The sequence below is a fragment of the Calothrix rhizosoleniae SC01 genome (genome assembly GCF_900185595.1).
GTDB classification, from domain to species: domain Bacteria; phylum Cyanobacteriota; class Cyanobacteriia; order Cyanobacteriales; family Nostocaceae; genus Calothrix_A; species Calothrix_A rhizosoleniae.
This window is the reverse complement of record NZ_FYBH01000064.1, coordinates 1-21064: the sequence shown is the minus strand read 5'-3', so window position 1 is coordinate 21064 and position 21064 is coordinate 1. Positions and strand designations below refer to the sequence as shown.

General features: G+C 42.5%; 18 protein-coding genes and 2 pseudogenes. 9 read left to right on the top strand and 11 right to left on the bottom strand.

Annotated elements, in window-relative coordinates; genetic code table 11:
- The 4 genes from CALSC_RS03860 to CALSC_RS03845 all read left to right on the top strand — a co-directional run.
- Positions 1–290 (top strand): 2Fe-2S iron-sulfur cluster-binding protein (locus CALSC_RS03860; RefSeq protein WP_235006671.1); only part of this gene is annotated, 290 nt, incomplete at its 5' end.
- A gap of 6 nt (positions 291–296) precedes the next feature.
- Positions 297–1304: an FAD binding domain-containing protein gene (locus CALSC_RS03855; protein ID WP_088240097.1), complete on the top strand. Its 1008-nt coding sequence runs from the start codon at positions 297–299 to the stop codon at positions 1302–1304.
- Entirely contained in the window at positions 1301–3415 is a 2115-nt protein-coding gene (locus CALSC_RS03850; protein ID WP_088240096.1) for a xanthine dehydrogenase family protein molybdopterin-binding subunit, read from the top strand. Before CALSC_RS03855 ends, CALSC_RS03850 begins: the two co-directional genes overlap by 4 nt.
- Positions 3416–3706: 291 nt before the next feature.
- On the top strand, positions 3707–6097 hold the full coding sequence (locus CALSC_RS03845; RefSeq protein ID WP_088240095.1) for an EF-hand domain-containing protein: 2391 nt from the start codon (positions 3707–3709) through the stop codon (positions 6095–6097).
- A 487-nt stretch (positions 6098–6584) separates the two neighbouring features.
- On the opposite strand, the gene CALSC_RS03840 is transcribed toward CALSC_RS03845, so the two are convergent.
- Entirely contained in the window at positions 6585–8072 is a 1488-nt protein-coding gene (locus CALSC_RS03840) for a BCD family MFS transporter (protein WP_088240094.1), read from the bottom strand.
- 426 nt (positions 8073–8498) lie between these two features.
- On the opposite strand from CALSC_RS03840, the gene pruA reads away from it, so the two are divergent.
- The 3 genes from pruA to CALSC_RS03825 all read left to right on the top strand — a co-directional run bounded on the left by pruA (position 8499) and on the right by CALSC_RS03825 (position 13121).
- Positions 8499–11489 (top strand): L-glutamate gamma-semialdehyde dehydrogenase, encoded by a 2991-nt coding sequence (gene pruA / locus CALSC_RS03835; protein ID WP_088240093.1) that lies wholly within the window; start codon positions 8499–8501, stop codon positions 11487–11489.
- A gap of 175 nt (positions 11490–11664) precedes the next feature.
- The gene (locus CALSC_RS03830; protein ID WP_143288140.1) at positions 11665–11973 is read left to right on the top strand and encodes a CHAT domain-containing protein; all 309 of its coding nucleotides are present in this window, start codon (positions 11665–11667) and stop codon (positions 11971–11973) included.
- 5 nt (positions 11974–11978) lie between these two features.
- Positions 11979–13121 carry a tetratricopeptide repeat protein gene (locus CALSC_RS03825; RefSeq protein ID WP_088240091.1) on the top strand — a complete coding sequence of 381 codons (1143 nt, stop codon included), beginning with the start codon at positions 11979–11981 and terminating at the stop codon, positions 13119–13121.
- Positions 13122–13386: 265 nt separating this feature from the next.
- Here the strand turns inward: CALSC_RS03825 and CALSC_RS03820 are convergent, their stop codons facing one another.
- From CALSC_RS03820 to CALSC_RS03785, 8 genes and pseudogenes are all read right to left on the bottom strand, one after another.
- A complete protein-coding gene (locus CALSC_RS03820) occupies positions 13387–13614 on the bottom strand; it encodes an addiction module protein (protein ID WP_088240090.1) in 228 nt (75 codons plus the stop codon).
- Between the two features lie 10 nt (positions 13615–13624).
- A complete protein-coding gene (locus CALSC_RS03815) occupies positions 13625–13930 on the bottom strand; it encodes a hypothetical protein (protein ID WP_088240089.1) in 306 nt (101 codons plus the stop codon).
- Positions 13930–14439, bottom strand: coding sequence for a DUF4365 domain-containing protein (locus CALSC_RS03810; protein WP_088240088.1), 510 nt, complete (start codon positions 14437–14439; stop codon positions 13930–13932). Before CALSC_RS03810 ends, CALSC_RS03815 begins: the two co-directional genes overlap by 1 nt.
- A 180-nt stretch (positions 14440–14619) precedes the next feature.
- A complete protein-coding gene (locus CALSC_RS03805) occupies positions 14620–14844 on the bottom strand; it encodes a type II toxin-antitoxin system HicA family toxin (RefSeq protein ID WP_088240087.1) in 225 nt (74 codons plus the stop codon).
- The gene (locus CALSC_RS03800) at positions 14841–15044 is read right to left on the bottom strand and encodes a type II toxin-antitoxin system HicB family antitoxin (protein ID WP_088240086.1); all 204 of its coding nucleotides are present in this window, start codon (positions 15042–15044) and stop codon (positions 14841–14843) included. Before CALSC_RS03800 ends, CALSC_RS03805 begins: the two co-directional genes overlap by 4 nt.
- 174 nt (positions 15045–15218) lie before the next feature.
- Complete coding sequence (locus CALSC_RS03795) at positions 15219–15494, bottom strand: hypothetical protein (protein WP_088240085.1); 276 nt, start codon at positions 15492–15494, stop codon at positions 15219–15221.
- Positions 15495–15535: 41 nt separating this feature from the next.
- A pseudogene (locus CALSC_RS03790) lies at positions 15536–15958 on the bottom strand (hypothetical protein).
- Positions 15951–16166: a hypothetical protein gene (locus CALSC_RS03785; RefSeq protein ID WP_088240084.1), complete on the bottom strand. Its 216-nt coding sequence runs from the start codon at positions 16164–16166 to the stop codon at positions 15951–15953. Before CALSC_RS03785 ends, CALSC_RS03790 begins: the two are co-directional and overlap by 8 nt.
- 200 nt (positions 16167–16366) lie before the next feature.
- On the opposite strand from CALSC_RS03785, the gene mltA reads away from it, so the two are divergent.
- Both mltA and CALSC_RS03775 read left to right on the top strand, forming a co-directional pair.
- On the top strand, positions 16367–17575 hold the full coding sequence (gene mltA / locus CALSC_RS03780; RefSeq protein ID WP_088240083.1) for a murein transglycosylase A: 1209 nt from the start codon (positions 16367–16369) through the stop codon (positions 17573–17575).
- An 87-nt stretch (positions 17576–17662) separates the two neighbouring features.
- On the top strand, positions 17663–18622 hold the full coding sequence (locus CALSC_RS03775; RefSeq protein ID WP_088240082.1) for an aldo/keto reductase: 960 nt from the start codon (positions 17663–17665) through the stop codon (positions 18620–18622).
- Positions 18623–18939: 317 nt separating this feature from the next.
- Here CALSC_RS03775 and CALSC_RS03770 read toward each other — a convergent pair whose 3' ends face one another.
- Together CALSC_RS03770 and CALSC_RS26235 are read right to left on the bottom strand one after the other, a co-directional pair.
- Positions 18940–20526: a permease gene (locus CALSC_RS03770; RefSeq protein ID WP_088240081.1), complete on the bottom strand. Its 1587-nt coding sequence runs from the start codon at positions 20524–20526 to the stop codon at positions 18940–18942.
- A 254-nt stretch (positions 20527–20780) separates the two neighbouring features.
- Positions 20781–21064, bottom strand: a pseudogene (locus CALSC_RS26235) (amidohydrolase family protein); the annotation flags it as partial.

Here is a 21064-nt window from a genome sequence, read left to right as displayed (position 1 = left end):
TTAATAATGATGGCTTGCAATGCGGTTATTGTACTCCAGGACAAATTTGCGCATCTGTGGCTCTGGTAGAGGAAGTTAAACGGGGTTGCATCAGTGCGGTGACAGCTGATTTACATACTCCCCCACAACTAGCTGAAATCTCCGAGGCGGAAATCAAGGAACGATTGAGTGGAAATCTCTGCCGATGCAGTGCCTACAATGGGATTGTAGCAGCAGTACAGCAAGTAGCTGGACAAAAAACTCCCTCTCCGGCGGCAACAATAATGGTCAGTGAATCTGGGGAGAAATAAAGTATTATGGAAAACTTTACCTATAGTCGCGCCACTTCTTTGTCAGATGCCACAACTCAGGCAGTCTCTGACCAAAATTCTATGTTTATTGCCGGTGGAACGAATGTAGTAGACCGTCTGAAAGTATTCTTAGATCAGCCATCCCAACTGATTGATATTTCTCGGTTGCAGATGCAAGATATTGAACTGATGGCTGATGGTAGTCTCCGTTTGGGAGCTTTAGTCAGTAATACGGCAGTGGCGGATAATAGTCATATTCGCCATAATTATCCCATGTTAGCTAGGGCAATTCTCTCTGGCGCATCTCAGCAAATTCGCAACATGGCTACTGTTGGCGGAAATCTGCTCCAACGTACCCGTTGTCCTTATTATTACGATACTGCTTTTCCCTGTAATAAAAGGATATCAGGAACGGGTTGCCCCGCAGTCACAGGAGTTAACCGCAACCATGCGATTCTGGGAGCTAGCGAGGAATGTGTAGCAGTTCATCCTTCAGATATGTGTGTTGCTCTAGCTGCTTTAGATGCAGTGGTGGAAGTGGCAAGTCCCCAAGGACAAAGACAAATACCATTTACCGAGTTTCACCGTCTACCAGAAAATACACCGGAAAAAGACACCAATTTAGCACCAGGAGAGTTAATTACGGCGGTAATTCTGCCTCCATTATCCTGGGGAAAATCTGGGGTTTATTTGAAATTACGCGATCGCGCTTCCTATTCCTTTGCTTTAATTTCCGTGGCTGCGGCAATAAATTTGCTAGGGGAATCCCAAAGCAATACAATCCAATCTGTACGTTTGGCAATGGGCGGGGTTGCCCACAAGCCCTGGCGAGCCACAGCAGCAGAGGAGTTTTTAATTGGCAAGTCTGCCAATAGGGAAACATTTACCGAAGCAGCAGAAATTGCTTTGCAGGGAGCTAATCCCTTAACTCACAATGGTTATAAAGTCGAACTGGCAAAGCGGGCAATTCGCCGCGCACTCACGGTTTCTGCCCAAGGAGGAGGGGTAGTATGAATCAAGTAACTGGTACTAGTATTAACCGCAAGGATGGACGGGCAAAGGTTACGGGACAAGCAACCTATGCTGCTGAACACCAAATCCCTGGTTTGGTTCATGGTTATTTGGTGACTGCTACCATTGCCTGTGGAAAAATTAAAAGTATTGATACTCAAGAGGCAGAAAAAGCACCAGGAGTCATTGGGGTTTTCACCCATAAAAATCCTCCACCGGTATCTAAACCAGCCAATGACTTTATGGCCTCGAAAATCTACGAGGCGAGGCTACCGCTATCTGATGACCAAATTTATTACGCCGGACAAATTGTTGGTTTAGTAGTCGCTGATACCTTGGAACGGGCACGTCATGCAGCCCATTTAGTGCAGATAGAATATGTCACCCAAGAGCCAGCTTTAGACCCGAGTAAAGTTGCCTATAAAAAGGCTTTATCCCTATTTGGGCAAGAGATGAAGTTTGAGAAGGGAGATGTTACTCAGGGTATGGCAGATGCAGCAGTCAAGGTTGCAGCTACATACACAACTTCCACCGAACTCCATGCACAGATGGAACCCCATGCCATCATTGCCCACTGGCAAGATACAGATACCTTGACGGTTTACGAACCATCCCAATGGGTAATTGGTAGCCAGCGTACCTATGCCGAGCTATTTCAACTTCCTCCGGAGAAAGTACGAATTATTACACCATTTCTGGGTGGGGGTTTTGGTTCTAAAGCCTTTCCTTGGCCCCACGCCATTCTTTGTGCATCAGCAGCTCGTCAGTTACAACTTCCCTTGAAAGTCGTCCTCAGTCGGCGGCAACTGACGGCAAACGCCGGACATCGTTCGGAGACTAAGCAGATGATTAATTTGGGAGCAAATGCTGATGGTAGCTTAATTGTCATAGACCACACAGCTAAATCTTTTACTTCCCCAGTTGAGGATTTTACTGAACCTTGTACGGGTGTGACACCAACAATGTATGCTGCCCCAAATCTGCACTTGGATCAGGAATTAGGGGTAATGAATGTTGGCACTCCCACATTTATGCGGGCTCCAGGAGAAAATCCAGGGTTGTGGGCTTTGGAATCTGCAATGGATGAACTGGCATGGGAGTTAAAAATCGACCCAGTGGAATTGCGGTTAAGGAATGAAACCAAGGAACATCAGCAAAATGGTTTACCTTTCTCAGCTAAGGGTTTTGCCGAATGCTTGCGGGTGGGTGTAGAACAATTTGGCTGGCAAGATAGACCAAAGCAGGTGCGTTCTGTTACCCGTGATGGGAAACTCATTGGTTGGGGTATGGCAGCATCCAATTTCCCAGCTTTACAGGGTGCAGCGTCAGTTACAGCAAGGCTATTAGCAGATGGTACTGTCCAGCTCCTCACCAGTGGAAATGATATGGGTACTGGTGCATACACCATTGTTGCGGGTACAGCAGCAGAGGTATTAGGGCTACCTGCAGAAAAGATACGGGTGGAATTGGGAGATTCCTTGCTCCCCAATGGTGGTATGGCTGGTGGTTCCCAGATGACAGCAACCTTAGTACCAGCAGTTATGGCTGCTTGTAAAGAACTTCTGAAAACTGCTCAAGCCAATACTATTCAGTCAGCCTTGGATAATCTGCATCAATCTGGAAAACCTGCCTTTGAAGCTACAGCCTCTTCAGCTCCTGGGGACGGAGGAAAAAAATGGACATTTCAATCTTGGGGTGCACATTTTTGTGAAGTCAGTATTGATGAAGAAATTGCCCGTTTGCGGATTGAACGCTGGGTATCAGTCATGAATATTGGGCGAGTCATGAATGCTAAAACCGCAGCCTCTCAAATACGGGGTGCTGTAATTATGGGTATTGGGCAAGCTTTGATGGAAGAGTGCCATTTTGACCCTAATATTGGCTATCCCGTAGTTTATGATTTGGCTAGCTATCATTTTCCTAGCCATGCAGACATCCCTCGGATTCAGGTGACATTTGTGGGTGAACCCGACTATAAATTTAACCCAGCAGGGGTACGTGGAGTGGGTGAGATTGGGATTACAGGAGTCTCAGCCGCGATCGCTAATGCTGTTTATCATGGCACAGGTAAACGTATCCGCAATCTACCAATTACACCGGATAAGTTGTTGTGATCCAGGGTAAAAATCCCGAAGGCGTTGCATTCAACGTCTTTTCATTTATTTTGATGAGAATTTTTATAATACCATTTCTCTAAATCCTGGCTACAGATAATTCTCCCCCTGCTCCCTGTTCCCTGCTCCCTGCTCCCTACCTCCTACTCCCTATTCCCTACTCCCTGCTCCCTGCCCCCTACTGCCCATGTGTAGCTTTATTTTGGAGAATTGGTATCAGTTGCTTGCTGAATGAAAAAATGAAAGCATTTTCATGTTTTTACCTTACTTAAAAATCAGGAAGATAAGTTGATGACAACTGGAAAACTAGAAAAAAAGTTGATGACGGAAGAAGAGATTACAAAGCTGTGGGAAGCATTTCAAGTATTTGATGTTGACGGTAGCGGTGCCATTTCCAGACATGAATTGGGGGAAGTGATGCGATCGCTGGGGCAAAGTCCTAGTGAGACTGAACTGCGGGATATGATCAAAGAAGTGGACATTGATTTATCAGGCAGTATTGATTTTGAGGAATTTAAAATCCTGATGGTGTCAGTCCAAGGCGATCGCCAAAGCCGACTCAAGTTAGCATTCAGCGTGTTTGATGAAGACGGTAGCGGTCAGATTACCACAAGCGAGTTACACAACGTCATGAGTCAGTTTGGACTGACGGATGAAGAACTTGATCAGATGATTAAAGAGGTCGATCATGATGGTGATGCCTCAATTGACTTTCAAGAGTTCATGAAACTGGTTCCAGAAGAATCAGAAATCACCACCGGCTATAAAGATTCACCCGTTTCTTTTACTAGTTCCCCGACTAGTTCCCCGGCAAATAATCCACCCACTATCACCTCAGATATTGCATCCACCATATCAAGTACCACATCTCCTGCAAAGGAAATCAAGAACGACAATCCAGAAGTAGCACGACTCAAAGAATTACTTGCCCAACACCCACAAGAACAGAAAGAACGGGCTACCTCCCGTCTGCAAATGCAGATTGGTTTATTCCGACTAATTCAAGGAGCCGCCTATCGTTGCTTCCGTGAAAGTTTCTCCGCTAACCACGAAACCCACCTGCGGGTGAAAAATCTACCCTACAAAATTACCGATTTTGTAGAGTTTGTCCAGAGAGCGATCGCATTGTATAAGGGCTTAGATGTTGTAGAAACAGCTTGTCACCCTTTACTAGATGCAGTTGTTGAATCTATCGAAAGCGAGTATGCCCGACTCCAACATCGCATTCAGAACTGGAACACCATCACCAAAACACCCCAGATGCTGGCTGAAGAGCAAGCAATGCAAGAAGCCCGCCGCAAATCAACCTCCGTCAAAGATAAGTTTGCAGCAGGGGTTGAGTTTGCGATTACTTTGAAAAAAAAGCAATTCAGCTTTCGAGATATTGCTGGGGGTGTACTTGCCATCAACGAACTCAACCGCCTCAGACAGATGGAACTGAATGCAGAGCTAGCCCCATCCCCCCCTAAATCAGTAGGCGATACCAAAGATTATCTCCAGCGATGGCATCGCGTCATCCTATCGGATAGTTCAGAAGAAATATCCGGTGCAATGATGCCAGTGGCTTATTGGTATGAAGATTTTATGCCCAAGCTGCTAGCTGCCTTTAGTGTCAATACTAGCGCAGATATCCCCAGCAACACTGTACCTGACGAAGCAGCTTTGGCTCAGTGGTATGAAGATACCAAAGAATCTGGAAAATTTGACCGCTATGGAGCGGATGTGCTACAAAACTTTTCTCAATGTAATCTCAAACAACAGCTCGCCATCAAGCAGGCATGGCGTTTGACACATCACTACCTCAATGGCGTGCAAAAACGGCGCGAACGCCAAGAGTTTGGGCGCGAGTCAGGAGCATTATCTCAGTATGTAGCATTCATTGATGTCTATTTGGCTCGGAGTGACGTGAAAGATGCCCAAATGCGCGTCAGTTTCCCCTATTACATTGGCCCTGCTGTGTGGCGATTCTTCCACACCACGGCAGAAATTGTTTGTACCAAGCCAGAGGCGGTGCAAAAAGCTCTGTTAGTAGTCTTTAAAGACTTTTTTAAACTTTTTGCCACAATGTACCCCTGCCCTTATTGTCGCCACCACCTGAATATGTATGTGGTGCAGAACAAAGAGGTAGATATGTACCCGGTGGAGTATCTTTTGCTGGGACGGGATCCACAACTCAACAACTTTGAGGTATCGATGGAAGCCAAGCTGTCTACAGTGGTTGATGGCCCCGCCTTGCGCTTATTTTTTTGGAAATTACACAACACCGTTTCTTCATCCATTGCTCGCTCTGAGGAATGGTATCACAAGGACGAGAAAGCTTTTTATACTACCCGCTACTGGCCCAGTCTGGACTCCGAATTGGCACGAAGTAAAGCACTCAAACACCTTACCATCTCAGTTGATCGATTATACCGCCTCTATGGGATTCTCAAACCAGCATCACGGCTGGCTGGGGTAAGAGCAACACTGCACAAGCTGTTGGAGAACAATGATCAGTCAGGCATTAGGGATGCGTGCATCCTAGCCGAAGAATATATCAAAGAATTGGAAACTGCTGCGATCGCCGGACAATTTCTTCAGGAAACTTACTGCTTTGACCCGGAAATTGTCGATCAAACTCCCTATTTTACCCCGGAGGAGGAGGAGTTTGCCCGCAGTGGCGTATTTGTAGAAGTGATTTAACGAGGGAGTAGGGAGTAGGGAGTAGGGAGTAGGGAGCAGGGGGAAAGAGGGAAAGAGGGGAAGAGGGAAGGAGGGGAAGAGGGAGTAGGGAGTAGGGAGTAGGGATGCCCCATACTTAAAAGTAAGGGATTTAATGTTGACGTTTTGTCTGTCACCGCAAGCTCGCCTCTCCACCCAAATTTTCTTAACTTTCCACGGATAAATCCGGGGGCTATGTCCTACCGGACACGCTATCTCCTTTCAGGAGACGCTTCGCGCTTCGCGCTCCAAACCATCCTGGAGTAGGGTATTTTTCCTCTTACCCTACTCTCTACTCCCTACTCCCTACTCCCTATTTTGGTGAAGTATAGACATAAGTGCTTTTTTTGGTGATGATATCATGTCCGCCTGATTACTTATGATATTGCCATTCATGCAAAAATCACTCAAACTCTTTCTCCCCCTGCTCCCTGCTCCCTGCCCCCTGCCTCTTCCTTAGAGGGGGCACTCACCCATCCAAATCTCCTTCCATTACCTGTGCGATCGCTGCTTTGGTGTTATTTTTAAACTCTGCTACATTCACATGCTTGAGAATACTAATGGAGAGAATCATCCCAATTGCTTGTATCCCAAACACCAAACCATAAGCTAAAACAGGCAAATTGAACAATGACTTGCCTAAATCTAGGACTAGTCCACCACTAAAGGTAGCTAAAGCACGGGAAAAGGCTTGAGCAAGTCCCCAGGTACCAATAAATGTTCCTGCTGTTTCTGCTGCTGTCAAGTCTAACATCAGACTAATGGCACTAATGGTGGTCACACCAGTAGCAAACCCAAATAGAATCAGACTTGATTTTAGTACTATTTGTTGTTGAGTAAATCCTGCCAAAATAATCAAAATAAAACAAATTGCCACTAACACACAACCTAATCTGGATGTGGCTTTTTTACCGATTTTCGGAATTATTTGAAATCCTGTAATACCATAACCAATCAAAATACCAATTCCCCAATAAGAATTAAGTAATGTCGTTTCACCAATCGACATGCGAAAAACTTCACCACCATAGGGTTCTAAAACAGCTTCTTGCATAAATAAGCTAATATTTACAACCGTCACAAAGAGAAAAAATATTCCTGTTTGCCGACTAGCTGTGAGTACTTTTAAAGCTTGACGAATAGTAATATTTTCTGATTGATTGGCAAATACAGACCGAGTCTCATAACGAGAATATTTCTTTTCAACTCCCCAAGTGGCAATTAAAACTAAGCCAAACACAATTATAGGAACTATGATAAATAGTAAATTAATTGGTTTTTGTAAAACCGCGATCGGAATTTTATTAATAAAATCTGAACTTAATACATTTGAGACGATATTCTGACTGCTTGGCTGTATTTTATCCAGGACAACCTTACCAGTAATACCTCCCAGAATAATTCCTACCATTAACATTGACCAACTAACTGAGACAATTTTAGAACGATTGTCATCATCAGAGATATCAACTAATAAAGCAGTAAAAGGGGTAGAACTAGTACTTACTGCTAACCCATATAAGAGTAAAAATAAGCCTAAAGTAATTGTGAGACTAATAGTCGCAAATGACCAAACCCAACCGTTCCCATCACGAACTAAATATCCTAGTTGCCAGACAATTTGCACCGCCACAAAAATTATGATACCGAAGAAAATTGTTCCTAGTCGAACATAGCCAGTACGATGTAATTTAAACAGGGGTTTTGCATCTGATAATTGACCAATCCAAACTTTAGCCGGGGCAATAATTTGGGACATGGCTAAAATCCCCGCAGTAATTGAGGCGGGAATCGCCAATTCCTTAATCATAACTCGGTTGAGGACTGCTAGGGTGAGAACTGCCATTAACCCTAAACCCATATTAAACAAACCCAAGCGAAACATCGTTGGCAATGTTACTTTGGGCATTACAGGAGCAGTATTTTGAGAAAAGTCTTGAGAATGATCAATAGTCATTGCACATTATTTCGCAGGATTACTCTTGGTAAATTTTACCTCTAAATGTTGAGATAATGTGGGTTATACCATTTGTGATTTTTGATTTTAGACTTTGTCGTCAGCCTTCAGTTGAACGATTTTGGATTGTAAAAGAGTTAATACCTAAGCTTTTCAAACTTTCATCTGTTGTAATCATTTTTCCAGTTGGTATTATTATCCTCAAAAACCCCTTGCTATTCAGCTACCTTGAGTCTGGGAACCCCTCATCCCTGACTTAAAAGCACGGGAGTTTCAGCATTTTTCTTAATAATAAATTATCGTCAACTTTACAAATAGTTAAATATTCTTACACCTTAATAGTGGTGGTCTCTAAATCTACAAGCGAAAATAGAAGAGAGGGGCTATGTAAGGAAAGCCTGACATTTAGCTAGGAGCCTGTTATAAGTGATTTTACCTATTGAAAAAAATACATACGAAACGAGAACTCAAGAAATAGCTAGGGAAATTCTCTCTGCAACCCAGGACACGGGAAATCTCTTCTCTGTTTTGCGGGAACAAATGCGCTGGGATGATAAATTGCTAGCATGGGCGATGAGCAATCCAGGATTAAGGGTACAGTTATTTCGCTTTATTGATACTCTCCCTGCCTTGCAAAGTAAACCGGAAATTGCCGCACATCTCCAGGAATACTTGGGAAATGAGTCTGTAGAGTTACCAGCAGCACTCAAAAGTTTGTTGAATTTTGCCAATCCCGATTCCATGCCGGGACAAGTAGCAGCTACCACAGTTTCTACGGCTACGGAAACCCTAGCCCACAAGTATATTGCCGGTGAAAATATTAAACAAATATTGAAAACTCTGGAAAAACTGCGGCAAGATAAAATGACTTTTACCGTAGATTTACTAGGTGAGGCGGTAATAACGGAAACAGAAGCCCAATCTTATTTAGAAAAGTATCTGAATTTAATGGAACAATTGGGATCAGCAGCCAAGAAATGGAAGCATGTTCCCCAAATTGATGAAGCTGATGGTGAAGGGTTAGCAAAAGTCCAGGTTTCTGTGAAGTTAACAGCCTTTTATTCCCAGTTTGATCCATTGGATGCTCAAGGTAGTGAAGCAAGAGTCAGTTCCCGTATCCGTACTTTGCTTCGTCGCGCCCAGGAGTTGGGTGTGGCTGTTCACTTTGATATGGAACAATATATTTACAAGGATATTACTTTTGAGATTTTGAAGAAGCTCTTAATGGAGGAAGAGTTTCGCAGCCGCACTGATATTGGGATGACTATTCAAGCATATCTGCGGGATAGTGAACAAGATGCCAGAGACTTGATTACCTGGGCTAAACAACGGGGTTATCCGGTGACAATTCGTTTGGTGAAGGGAGCTTATTGGGATCAAGAAACTATTAAAGCCCAACAAAAGCACTGGCCCCAACCAGTTTATGATCACAAGCAGGCTACGGATGCCAATTTTGAAAACATTACTCAATTATTGCTAGAAAATCACCAATATGTGTATGCTGCTATTGGTAGCCATAATGTGAGATCCCAAGCAAGAGCGATCGCAATTGCTGAGGCTTTGAATGTTCCTCGGCGTTGTTTTGAAATGCAGGTACTCTACGGGATGGGGGATAAGTTAGCTAAGGCTTTGGCTGATAAGGATTATCGGGTAAGGGTTTATTGTCCCTATGGTGATTTGTTGCCGGGGATGGCCTATCTAATTCGGCGTTTATTGGAGAATACGGCGAATAGTTCCTTTTTAAGGCAAAATTTGGAGAATCGTCCCGTTGAAGAACTTTTAGCGCCACCAGAGGAATTATCTAACGTAGAGAACCTCCCCCACTCTCCCACTCCTTCACTCCCCCACTCCTTCATCGGTGTTGCAGATACGGATTTTGCTGAGGAGGCAAAAAGAAGGGAATTTGAGGAGGCTTTGTTAAGGGTCAAAAGTTTGTTGGGTAAGAAATACTTGCCTCTGGTGAATGGGGAGTATGTGCAAACTGAGGATGTGGTAGATTCAGTGAATCCCTCTAATTTTACTGAGGTAGTTGGTAAAATTGGGCTCTTGAGTGTGGAACAAGCTGAAGAGGCTATGCAGGCTGCTAAGGCGGCTTTTCCTAGTTGGCGGAAGACTCCGGTTAAGGAACGGGCTGGTATATTAAGGAAGGCAGGGGAGTTGATGGAATCTCGCCGCGCTGAGTTATGTGCCTGGATGGTGTTGGAAGTCGGTAAGCCGGTGCGGGAAGCTGATGGGGAGGTGTCGGAAGCGATCGATTTCTGCCACTATTATGCTGATCAGATGGAACGGTTAGATGAAGGTATTATTTACGACATTACTGGAGAAATAAATAGATATATTTATCGACCTCGCGGCATTGCTGTGGTGATTTCTCCCTGGAATTTTCCATTAGCGATCGCCACGGGGATGACTGTAGCGGCTTTGGTGACAGGGAATTGTGCTCTGTTGAAGCCTGCGGAACCATCTGCGGTAATTGCGGCCAAGATTGGGGAAATTTTGGTGGATGCAGGTATACCTAAGGGTGTATTTCAATACGTACCTGGTAAGGGTTCTCAGGTTGGTGCTTATATGGTGAATCATCCGGAAACCCATGTAATTGCTTTTACTGGCTCCCAGGAAGTTGGTTGTCGGATTTATGCTGAGGCGGCGGTGTTGCAACCGGGTCAAAAGCATATGAAGCGGGTGATTGCTGAGATGGGTGGTAAGAATGGCATTATCATTGATGAAAGTGCTGATTTAGACCAAGCTGTTGCCGGGGTGGTACAGTCAGGGTTTGGTTACAGTGGACAAAAATGCTCTGCTTGTTCGCGGGTGATTGTGCTGGAACCTGTGTATGATGCCTTTGTGCAAAGATTTGTGGAAGCGACAAAATCCCTGAATATTGGGGAAGCGGAGTTACCCGGTACTCAAGTGGGGCCTGTAGTTGATAGTAAGGCACAATCCCGCATCCGGGAATATATTGACAAGGGTAAGGCGGAAGCAAAGTTAGCTTTGGAGATGTCTGCACCGGAACATGGGTATTTTGTTGGCCCTGTTATCTTTACCGATGTATCCCCCAATAGTACAATTGCCCAAGAAGAGATTTTTGGCCCTGTGGTGGCGGTAATTAAGGTGAAGGACTTCCAAGAAGCCTTGGAAGTGGCTAATGGGACGAATTACGCCTTAACTGGGGGACTTTTCTCCCGTACTCCTTCCCACATTCAGCAAGCACAAGAAGAGTTTGAAGTGGGGAATTTGTACATTAACCGGACAACTACGGGGGCGATTGTATCAAGGCAACCCTTCGGTGGGTTTAAGTTGTCGGGGGTTGGTTCTAAAGCAGGGGGGCCCGATTACCTGTTGCAATTTCTGGAACCGCGTACAGTGACGGAGAATATTCAGCGTCAGGGTTTTGCACCAATTGAGGGTGCTGAGTAGGGTATAAATTAGGGATTGGGGCGCAAGCATTGTGCCCCTACATGTATCACGATTTTGGTGAATTGGGGTGAGGTTCTATTTTATGTATTGATAGTCAGAAGTTCTGATTTTTCTGGAATAATACAGAGATTAAATGTATCTGCTACCAAACCTGGGTTCAGAAATAAATAGCGCAATGAAAAAAATCCTGATTTTAGCAGCTAACCCCACAAATACAAATCAGCTGCGCTTGGATGAAGAGGTGCGAGAAATCGAAAATTCCCACAAACAAGCCACGAATCGAGAAGAGGTGGAAATCATCAGTAAATGGGCGGTGCGGGTTGATGATTTGCGTCGGGAATTATTGTACCACAAGCCGAATGTTGTTCACTTTTGCGGTCATGGTGAAGGGGATGATGGTTTGGTGTTGGAGGATGACAATGGACAAATGCAACTTGTAAGTAATGAGTCTTTGGGGGAAGTGTTAAAACAGCATTTGAGTTAAGTTACTTGGAACTGGACGAACAAACCCAGAAAATCGCTGCTATCTTAAGCCTATTTACAGAAAATATTTTTGCTTGGGAATGGGTAGAATCTATAGTTAATTCTCTGAATTGGGAGCAGGATAAAGCTAACACAGCCCTAGAACAACTTTATCAACGGCACTTGGTTAGTTATTCTGAAGAATCAGATACATATTACTATCAACTCCATCCTCTAATTCGCAAGTTTTTACAAGAAAAGTTAGAAGAGTTTGCAGCAGTTAATGAGTTCAAACAAGCCTTTGTTAGCGTTTTTATGGAAATTGCTCAATCAATTCCAGAGTCACCAACTTTAGAATTTATCAACTCAGTTAAAAAAGCTATTCCCCATTTAACAGAAATCGCTGGAAATCTCACCGATGTAGTCAGTAAGGAAAATTTACCTTGGGCTTTTATTGTTTTAGGTGAATTTTATGAAGCACAGGGTTTATATGCATTAGCAGAACCTTGGTGTCAGCAATGCGTATCTACAATAAAATTACGCTTGGGAGAAAATCATCGTGACTATGCAACCAGCTTGAACAATTTAGCTAATGTCTACTTCTACCAAGGAAAGTACGAACAAGCACAACCCCTTTTCATCCAAGCATTGGAGTTAAGAAAACAGCTACTGGGAGAAAATCATCGTGACTATGCAACCAGCTTGAACAATTTAGCAAATCTCTACTCCTGCCAAGGAAAGTGCGAACAAGCACAACCCCTTTTCATCCAAGCATTGGAGTTAAGAAAACAGCTACTGGGAGAAAATCATTCCTCCACTGCAACCAGCTTGAGCAATTTAGCAGAATTTTACCGCTCCCAAGGAAAGTACGAACAAGCACAACCCCTTTACATCCAAGCATTGGAAATTGGAGAACGGGTTTTGGGTGCAAACAATCCCCTATATGCAATCAGCTTAAACAATTTAGCTTATCTCTACTCCTGCCAAGGAAAGTACGAACAAGCACAACCCCTTTACATCCAAGCATTGGAAATTGGAGAACGGGTTTTAGGTGCAAATCATCCCCATACGGTGACTTATCGGGAAAACCTGGAAAATTTACGCGCACAACAGCAAAAAGGTGGGGATGATTCTTGGTTGGGGAGTTTGACAAGGTGGTTTTTGGGGTGATGTTTGTGGGGTTCAGCTCCCCATCAATTACTTCCCCACATTCAAGTTACTCAATGGGGATAACAAATGTAAATAATCCAGTATTTTCTTGGCAATAAACATATATTTTTCGCATTATGATGTAAATACTACGTAAATATGTTGTTTGTATCCTCTGTATTTAATTATTGTACGTAATATATAAGACGTATGTTGTCAGTATTTATATTTATAGAAACTGGTCTTCAACCATAGGGAACTTCTGGACTAAGAATTAACTGATAACTCATTTATCAAAACCCAATCGCTGCTTCACATCCTCCCAAGTTGAACCCTGCTGTGGATTTTGACGATGTAATTCTAAACGTCTATCTAATTCTTGTTTTTGACTTTCACTTAAGGGAAATTCTGAAGTATCACATTCAACCAGAATACTATCCCATAAATCTTCAGCTAGTTGTATGCGTTCGGATATACTTAATTCGGAAATATCAACTTTTAATATAGGGTGCATGGTTATTTGTTTAAAAATCTACTGTTGAACCTGCTTGGGTAACTAAATCAATCATTTCTGGCGGAGATTTATCTGCAATTACCGCTAGCAGATTTACTGCTTTTGTTAATAAGCGATAGCTATCTTCAAAAGTGTTTTGACTGGGTAATACAATCTGGATGGGATTTCCTGCGTCATCAGCAGCACCTTGAAATACTAATAAACGCGGGTTGGGATGGTTTACTATTTGCCAACCGTTTTCGTGGAGATAGGTGACAACATCGTTTATTTTGAGAGTATGGATTTGTAATTCCTCTGGGAGAATTTGTTTCGTCATCACCAATCTCCTGTTTTTACCTTCTCTATTAAATCTAACAACGATTCTGGAGTTAGGCGTTGCTGTCGAGGTATCTTAATCCTAACACTTTGCCGATTGGTTGTTGGTTTACCACTTATATATTCCCAGTAACAACTACCACGCAGACGCATTTCATCCTCATCATATATCAACCACTGGGATGAATCCGCAGGTAAAGTAAACAGAATGAGGATACAAGGTACAGCCATCCTGAAATTACGTCGAATGACTAAATCATTGTAGGTTTTGGCTTCTAAATCATAAATAACTGTATTATCATCTCGTTGCCATTGGGTTGAAGCTTTTAATTGGAAACTTAGGGAAAAGCCAGACTCGACTCGTCGATTTTTGCGAATAGTAATTTCATCAAAGTTACCGTCTACTCCATAATCGTATTCGCGGATAGAAAGATTTAAGCCAGCTTTACCTGCGATTGCTCGAATATAGGCTCGACTTAATGATTCAAGAATATGGGGTTCGGTCAACACAAAATTATAGGAGTTTGATGTAACTTTGAATCATACCTCAATTGAATACTATTAAGCTAGACCAACGATAGTAATATGATTCTAAGAGAAAATGTGATTCGGTTGTAACACAGCAAATATTTCTGTAGTGTTGGGGATATTGCGATCGCATTTGTAAAATCGGCAGTTCTTGGAATACAACTAATCAGTTTTCCACTCAAATTCGGGAATATCAGCACTGATCATAATATTACGCAAAGTTCCAATTGGTAAATCACGACCTTTGTGATACGGTACAATTACTTGCAGTTGGCGATCATCATTTCGCCATTTGCGATGACTACCTTTTTGAGAAATCAATTCAAACCCGTAACTTTGTAAAATTCTTTCCACCTCATCTGCACCCATCCGTCTGATACGAGTCATCCAACTGTAACCTCACGAAACATTGCACCCGGTGCGATTTGAATTGAATCAGCTTCAAGATATAGTTGAATTGCTTCGCGGATATTTTCTAAAGCTTCTTCTTCGGTATCTCCTGCGGAGGTACAACCAGGTAGTTCAGGACACCAAACAGCCCATTCTCCTGTTTCTGGATCGGGTTCGAGAACTACTCGCCATTTCATATTCAATATGCGTCCTTTGGGCTTACAATTATATCTATTTCTGACTATAATTATAGCTATTTTTAGCTATAAATTAATTACCCTTAGTGGTTCGGAGAGATTGGGATTGCTTCCTTACGTCGCAATGACGGTTGTGGGGTTTGGTGTACGATAGCTTAATTGTGATTCATTAAATCATTCAACTGTACGCACCATGGGAGCATGACCAAAGCTGACAGCAACATCATAACCAATTCGCATGGTAAATAATCTAGCGTTGGGACTCTTCTGCTTTAGCCTTAATGCTGATTCTACACCAGTTTTATCAATTCCATATTCGCCAGTTTCAGCATCAATCACAATCATCTTACCAATATTATCACCATGCTCAACTTGTTGGCGAATCCCATGTTCGTAAAATTGTTTGGCTCTTTGGGCGACTTCCTCTATAGTCCAAAAAAGAGCTTCCATAATTACACCTACTTTTAGTCTAGTATTTTTCTATATTCTCATTATGATGATTTTTTTGGAGTCACTTCAAATATCTTTTGAGATCGATAAAAACAAACATCAAATTCCATAAAAAAGTTTGCTTGTCCCAACAAGAGCGGAATCTGAGTAGCCTGCGTCCAAGCAAATACCAATCTAACACTCGGAAATTGCCCAACAGTCCCAGATAAAATTAACACTCGTGCTTCAAACTGAGCTAAGTTACCAGATAATTGAAGCACTGTTGTTTATTCTTCCCAAACTGCTCCTAATTCAGCTCCAATTTGATAGGGAAGAACGTTTACCATCGCTCCCGTATCCAGAAGCCCAATAACTTCCTGTGATTTTTCCCTATAATTTAACGTCAGTGGCAAAAATGGCTTAAAGCTTGCTTCCCCCAAACTGCTATCGCTTGAAACAAAAGAATATCTCCCTGGGTTACTCATGATTTAAGGAAGTTTCAGCATTCAAAGCCTCTAACATGATATTGGCAGCCCCTACCGCGTCATAGGGAGACCAAACTGGATAGGATACACCAGATTTTATCAGATTATTTTCTTCATTTGCTAACTCGGCAGCCAAAAGTTGAATAACCTCAAGTTTATCTACGCGATTAAGTTTGCGTAACTGTTCCACTAACTCAGTAGATAGCATATATAGTTTAATTGCCTAGAGGATAAGCTATTTTTGACTACAATTATAGCTATTTTGAGCTATGACTTAATTGTCGCTGAGATAAAGATAATGTGAGCAATGGCATTTGTTTGTAGTTGGGGGTGTTGTGATCGCTTCCTTATGTCGCAATGACATATTATTTTAGATATTGCTCGTTCCCTTTGTTCACAACTCATATAATGCAATATAAACATCACCTGACAAATAAATTAGCAAAGCTAATCCTGACAACTTCTCTTTGCTGTTTACCCCTACTAGGTTGTAATAATCAGCAACAAGTAAATCAAAAAAATCAAACATCACCACCCGCAAAACCTTTATCATTACAAACCTCATTACCACAGCCTGAGAACTATTTTCTCGACAATCAAATTTGGGGTGAAACTGGAGATAAACAGAATTTACTCAGAGCAATTGACTATAGTTTAAGCTATCTGCAAACACCAGAGGCAAAAGCAGCTTATCAAAAATATATTATTCCCGAAATCACGCGAGAAAAAGTAGAAAAAAGCCTGAAGAGATTTCGGGAATTAGTTACCAATTCCCAAAATGCTCAAGAATTACAAGCCAAGGTTAACCAAGAATTTGTATTTTATAAATCTATTGGTTCTGATAATCAGGGTACTATTTTATTCACAGGTTACTACAAACCAATTTACCCAGCAAGCCGCCAAGCAACAGAGGAATATCCCTATCCCATCTACCGACTACCCAACGATTTTACAAATTGGGAAAAACCCCATCCCACCCGTTTAGAATTGGAAGGTGAAGACGCATTACAGGCTGATAAAAGTAAACTCAAAGGCTTAGAATTATTTTGGTTAAAATCCCGGATGGATGCTTTTATTGCTCAAGTCCAAGGTTCTGCTGTTTTGAAATTTCCTGATGGAACTACTACTACAATTGGTTATACAGGAAATACTGACCACGATTATATCAGTTTAGGGAAAGAATTAATTAAAGATGGAAAATTATCAGAAAAAGGAATCACTCTAGAAAAAGTTCTCAATTACTTTAAAGAAAATCCCCAAAGCCAAAATATTTACTTACCCAGAAACCCTCGTTTTATTTTCTTTAAAGATACCAAAAATGATCCTGCAAGCGGTAGTCTCAGTGTCCCAGTTACCCCAGAAAGGTCAATTGCTACAGATAAATCCTTAATGCCTCCCGGTGCATTAGCCATAATTCGCGCCCCTTTTCCTTTTATTAATCAAGGTAAAATTGAACAGCGTCTTGTGAGTCGTTACGTTCTCGACCAAGATACAGGAGGTGCAATCAAAACTCCTGGTAGAGCTGATTACTATATCGGTGTAGGCAAACAAGCAGGCGATCGCGCTGGTGCTATCGTTAATAAAGGTGAGCTATATTATTTATTACTAAAGGATTGACCAGAGTTAGGTGATATTAATAACTGATAGCTGATAATTGAGAAGTGTAATCACTTCCAGATTAGGGATGCAACCAAAGGGGTAATCATGAAAAAACGAACTCTGGGTAAATCTGATGTACAAATCACCCCCATATTAATGGGTACTTGGCAAGCTGGTAAAAGGGGATGGCCAGGTATTGATGATAATGACTCAATTAAAACCATTAGAGCTGCGGTTGAGGCTGGAATTACCACCATTGATACGGCTGAGGTTTATGGTAATGGGCATTCAGAAAGAATAGTTGCCCAGGCTGTATCTGATATACGCGATCGCGTAGAATATGCAACAAAAGTGTTTCCTAATCATCTTAAATATGAGCAAGTTATTGAGGCTTGCGATCGCTCTCTGAAAAACCTGAATACAGACTACATTGATTTATACCAAATTCATTGGCCTGCTGGTGCTTTTAATAGTGAAATTGTACCCATTGAGGAGACAATGAAGGCTCTCAATCAACTCAAACAGCAGGGAAAGATTAGAGCAATTGGTGTTTCTAACTTTTCTCGGGCTCAATTAGAATCAGCCGCTCAGTATGGACGGATTGATAGTTTACAGCCCCCCTATTCTCTGTTTTGGCGGTATGTAGAACAGGATGCCGTACCATATTGTATTGAACATAATATCTCTATTCTTGCATATTCTTCTTTGGCCCAAGGATTACTGACCGGAAAATTCGCTCCTGGACATCAATTTGCCACCGATGATAACCGAGCTAGTAATCGTTTGTTCCAAGGAAAAAATATGGAGAATGCCCAAGCTGCTTTAGTTAAATTACGCCCAATTGCAGCCAATCATAACTGCACCTTAGCTCAGTTAGCCTTAGCCTGGTTAATTGCTCAACCCCAAACAAATGCAATTGCTGGTGCTCGTTATCGTGAACAAGCTGTGGCGAATGCTCAAGCTGCATCTGTGCAACTATCTACAGATGAATTACAAGAAATAGATCACATTGGACGCATGGTTACTGATAATTTGGATAAGAATCCTGTGATGTGGAATTTTTAAGGACAGATAGATAGGGGAGCAGGGAGCAGGGAGCAGGGAGCAGGGGAGAAACCCCATATATAAATATAGGGGCTTGAAATTTTGTTTTGCTACGCTCCACAGCAGAGGAAAAACGTCATTCCTCAATGCAAAGAGCACCTTTACCCCCTGCTTCTTCTGGTCAATCAGGTTTTTTGTTGGTGGCATTTGGAGGCAAAATTAATATGCTCCCTTGCGCTTGCAATCTAAATCAAACGCTAAAACCCTGATTATTTCGTTCTGCATTTTTCCTAACTCGATTTCAAATGGGCGAACCGGGAGTTATTACTTATTATTTATTACTTATTACGTCTTTCTTGCCAATCGACATAGAAGAAGAGAATTGCCAGCAAAATATAGCCAACAGCCCAAGGTGCACCAGTTCCCCAGCCTAAATTGACAACCGTATCTGCAATAGTCCAACGATAACTATGCATCAACCCAACCCAGGAAATTATAGCTGCGATCGCAGACCAATAGGCAGCTTGGCGAAACTTGCGTTCAATGATATAAACTGTGATGCCAGCTAAAATCATGGCAGAAAAAATAAACCCTTGCTCAAGGGCAAAAGCCCCATCAATAAAAGTATCACTCAACTTAAACTTCTCTATTAAAGCTGGTGTCAAAGGATTTTCTGGAGTCCCCAAACCTGCTGCCCGCAAAGCATTTTTCGCAATTAAAGCACCCCAACCAGCAATCCCCGGCAATAAACCAACAACCACAGCCGGTGCATGGTGGGATGGTGTAGCAGTAAAGCTTTGAGCAACAATCACAATCCCAATCCACAACACAATTGCCATCCCGGCTTCAATCGGTACACAATAAGCCAGTATTGCCACAGTTCCAGTTAGGCAAAGTAAAGCCATAATGATACCATTGAGGATAGAGTAACCAACTCTTGCTCCCAAAGCTTTCCAACCAGGATGACCAATATAAATAGTAGTTGGAAAACAGGAACCACAAATAGCAGCAACTAATGTACCCATACCATTTACTGCTAGACAGGGAGCAGCAGGATAATCATCACCAGCAGCAGCTGCACTTTCTAAATTTTGCAGACTGCCCACAAGATTAAATAACCCCATTGGTAGAATGATACTGAAATAGTCCACCAAAACTAAACGACTATCCCATAATTTTCCCAGCCACAATCCTGGGAAATAAAACCCAATTGGTTGTAGGGTAGCGGCAAACTTAGCTGGCTCCCAGGCGACTAAACCTGTTCCCCAAGCCAGGGCAATTCCTAAGATAACGGACAACAATCCACCAGGTATGGCAAATCGCACTCGCCCAAAATAAGTCAGCAGAATCACACCAAGGGGTACTAAGCCAACTACGGGACTGGCAAAGGTACGAAATAGAAAACCAATGGCAATAAAAGTGATGGCAATCCCACTCAAAGTGGAAAGTAGTGCAGCACGTGGGGCGAGGCGGCGCAGTGGCTCTCCTAACCAAGCTCCAGCAAATTCTATCAAACCGGAACCAAAGCAAGCTACCAATCCTGCTTGCCAAGCTAATTCAGCAGCTTGTTCTCCAGATGCCCCACCAGAAAGTGCCGCTAATTTGACAGGCAACATCACCAGAAAAATATAGGCAAACAGACTGACGGTGTTAATTCCATAGGGCAAAGCAGTTATATCATCCCGTTGTTCCCGTTTACCTTGTTCTTTAGCTAGCCTTGCATAATAAAAGTTACCGACAATCAAACTTAAAGCAAGTCCTGGTAAAATGCGCCCATAAACTAAGGTGGCAGAAAAGCCCAGCACTCCTTGGCATAAATTGACAATCAATAAAATTTGAATAAAGTTATCCAGTACCAGCCCAAATAAGCCATCAATGTCTCTGCGGACAAACCAACGGGGTACTCTGGTTGTAGGCATTTCCATTTACTTTGCCGATTTTTTGTCATCCTGTTGCCGCTTTCAGAATACCAGCAAAGTGAACTTATAAGTAGGTAGGCGTAAAAAATTGTCGTTTGGATAAGGCAGGGGGCAGGGAGCAGGGAGCAGGGAGCAGGGAGCAGGGGGCAGAGAGAAAAGAGTTTGGGTGATTTTTGCATGGATGGCAATATCATAAGTAATTAGGCGGAAGTAATCAGGCGGACAGGATATTACTTATTACTTATTACTTGCCCGTAGCGCTATAAATGATAAAGCTGGCGAGCATTCTCCCTTAAAATTGCTATAGCTATTGACTCAGCTTCCTTAACAATTAAATCCCCATCTTGCACAGCATCATCTAATACTTGACCTAAAATTTTTCGCCCCCTGAATGCACCTAAATAATACAAATCAGGAATCATATGAGCATCGGAAGCGTACATCAATTTACTAGTAGGTGCTAACTCTATTAATTGCTTGACTACAGATAACATTCCAGCACAACTTAATGAAGGTATAGCTAAACTAAAATCTATATAAATAT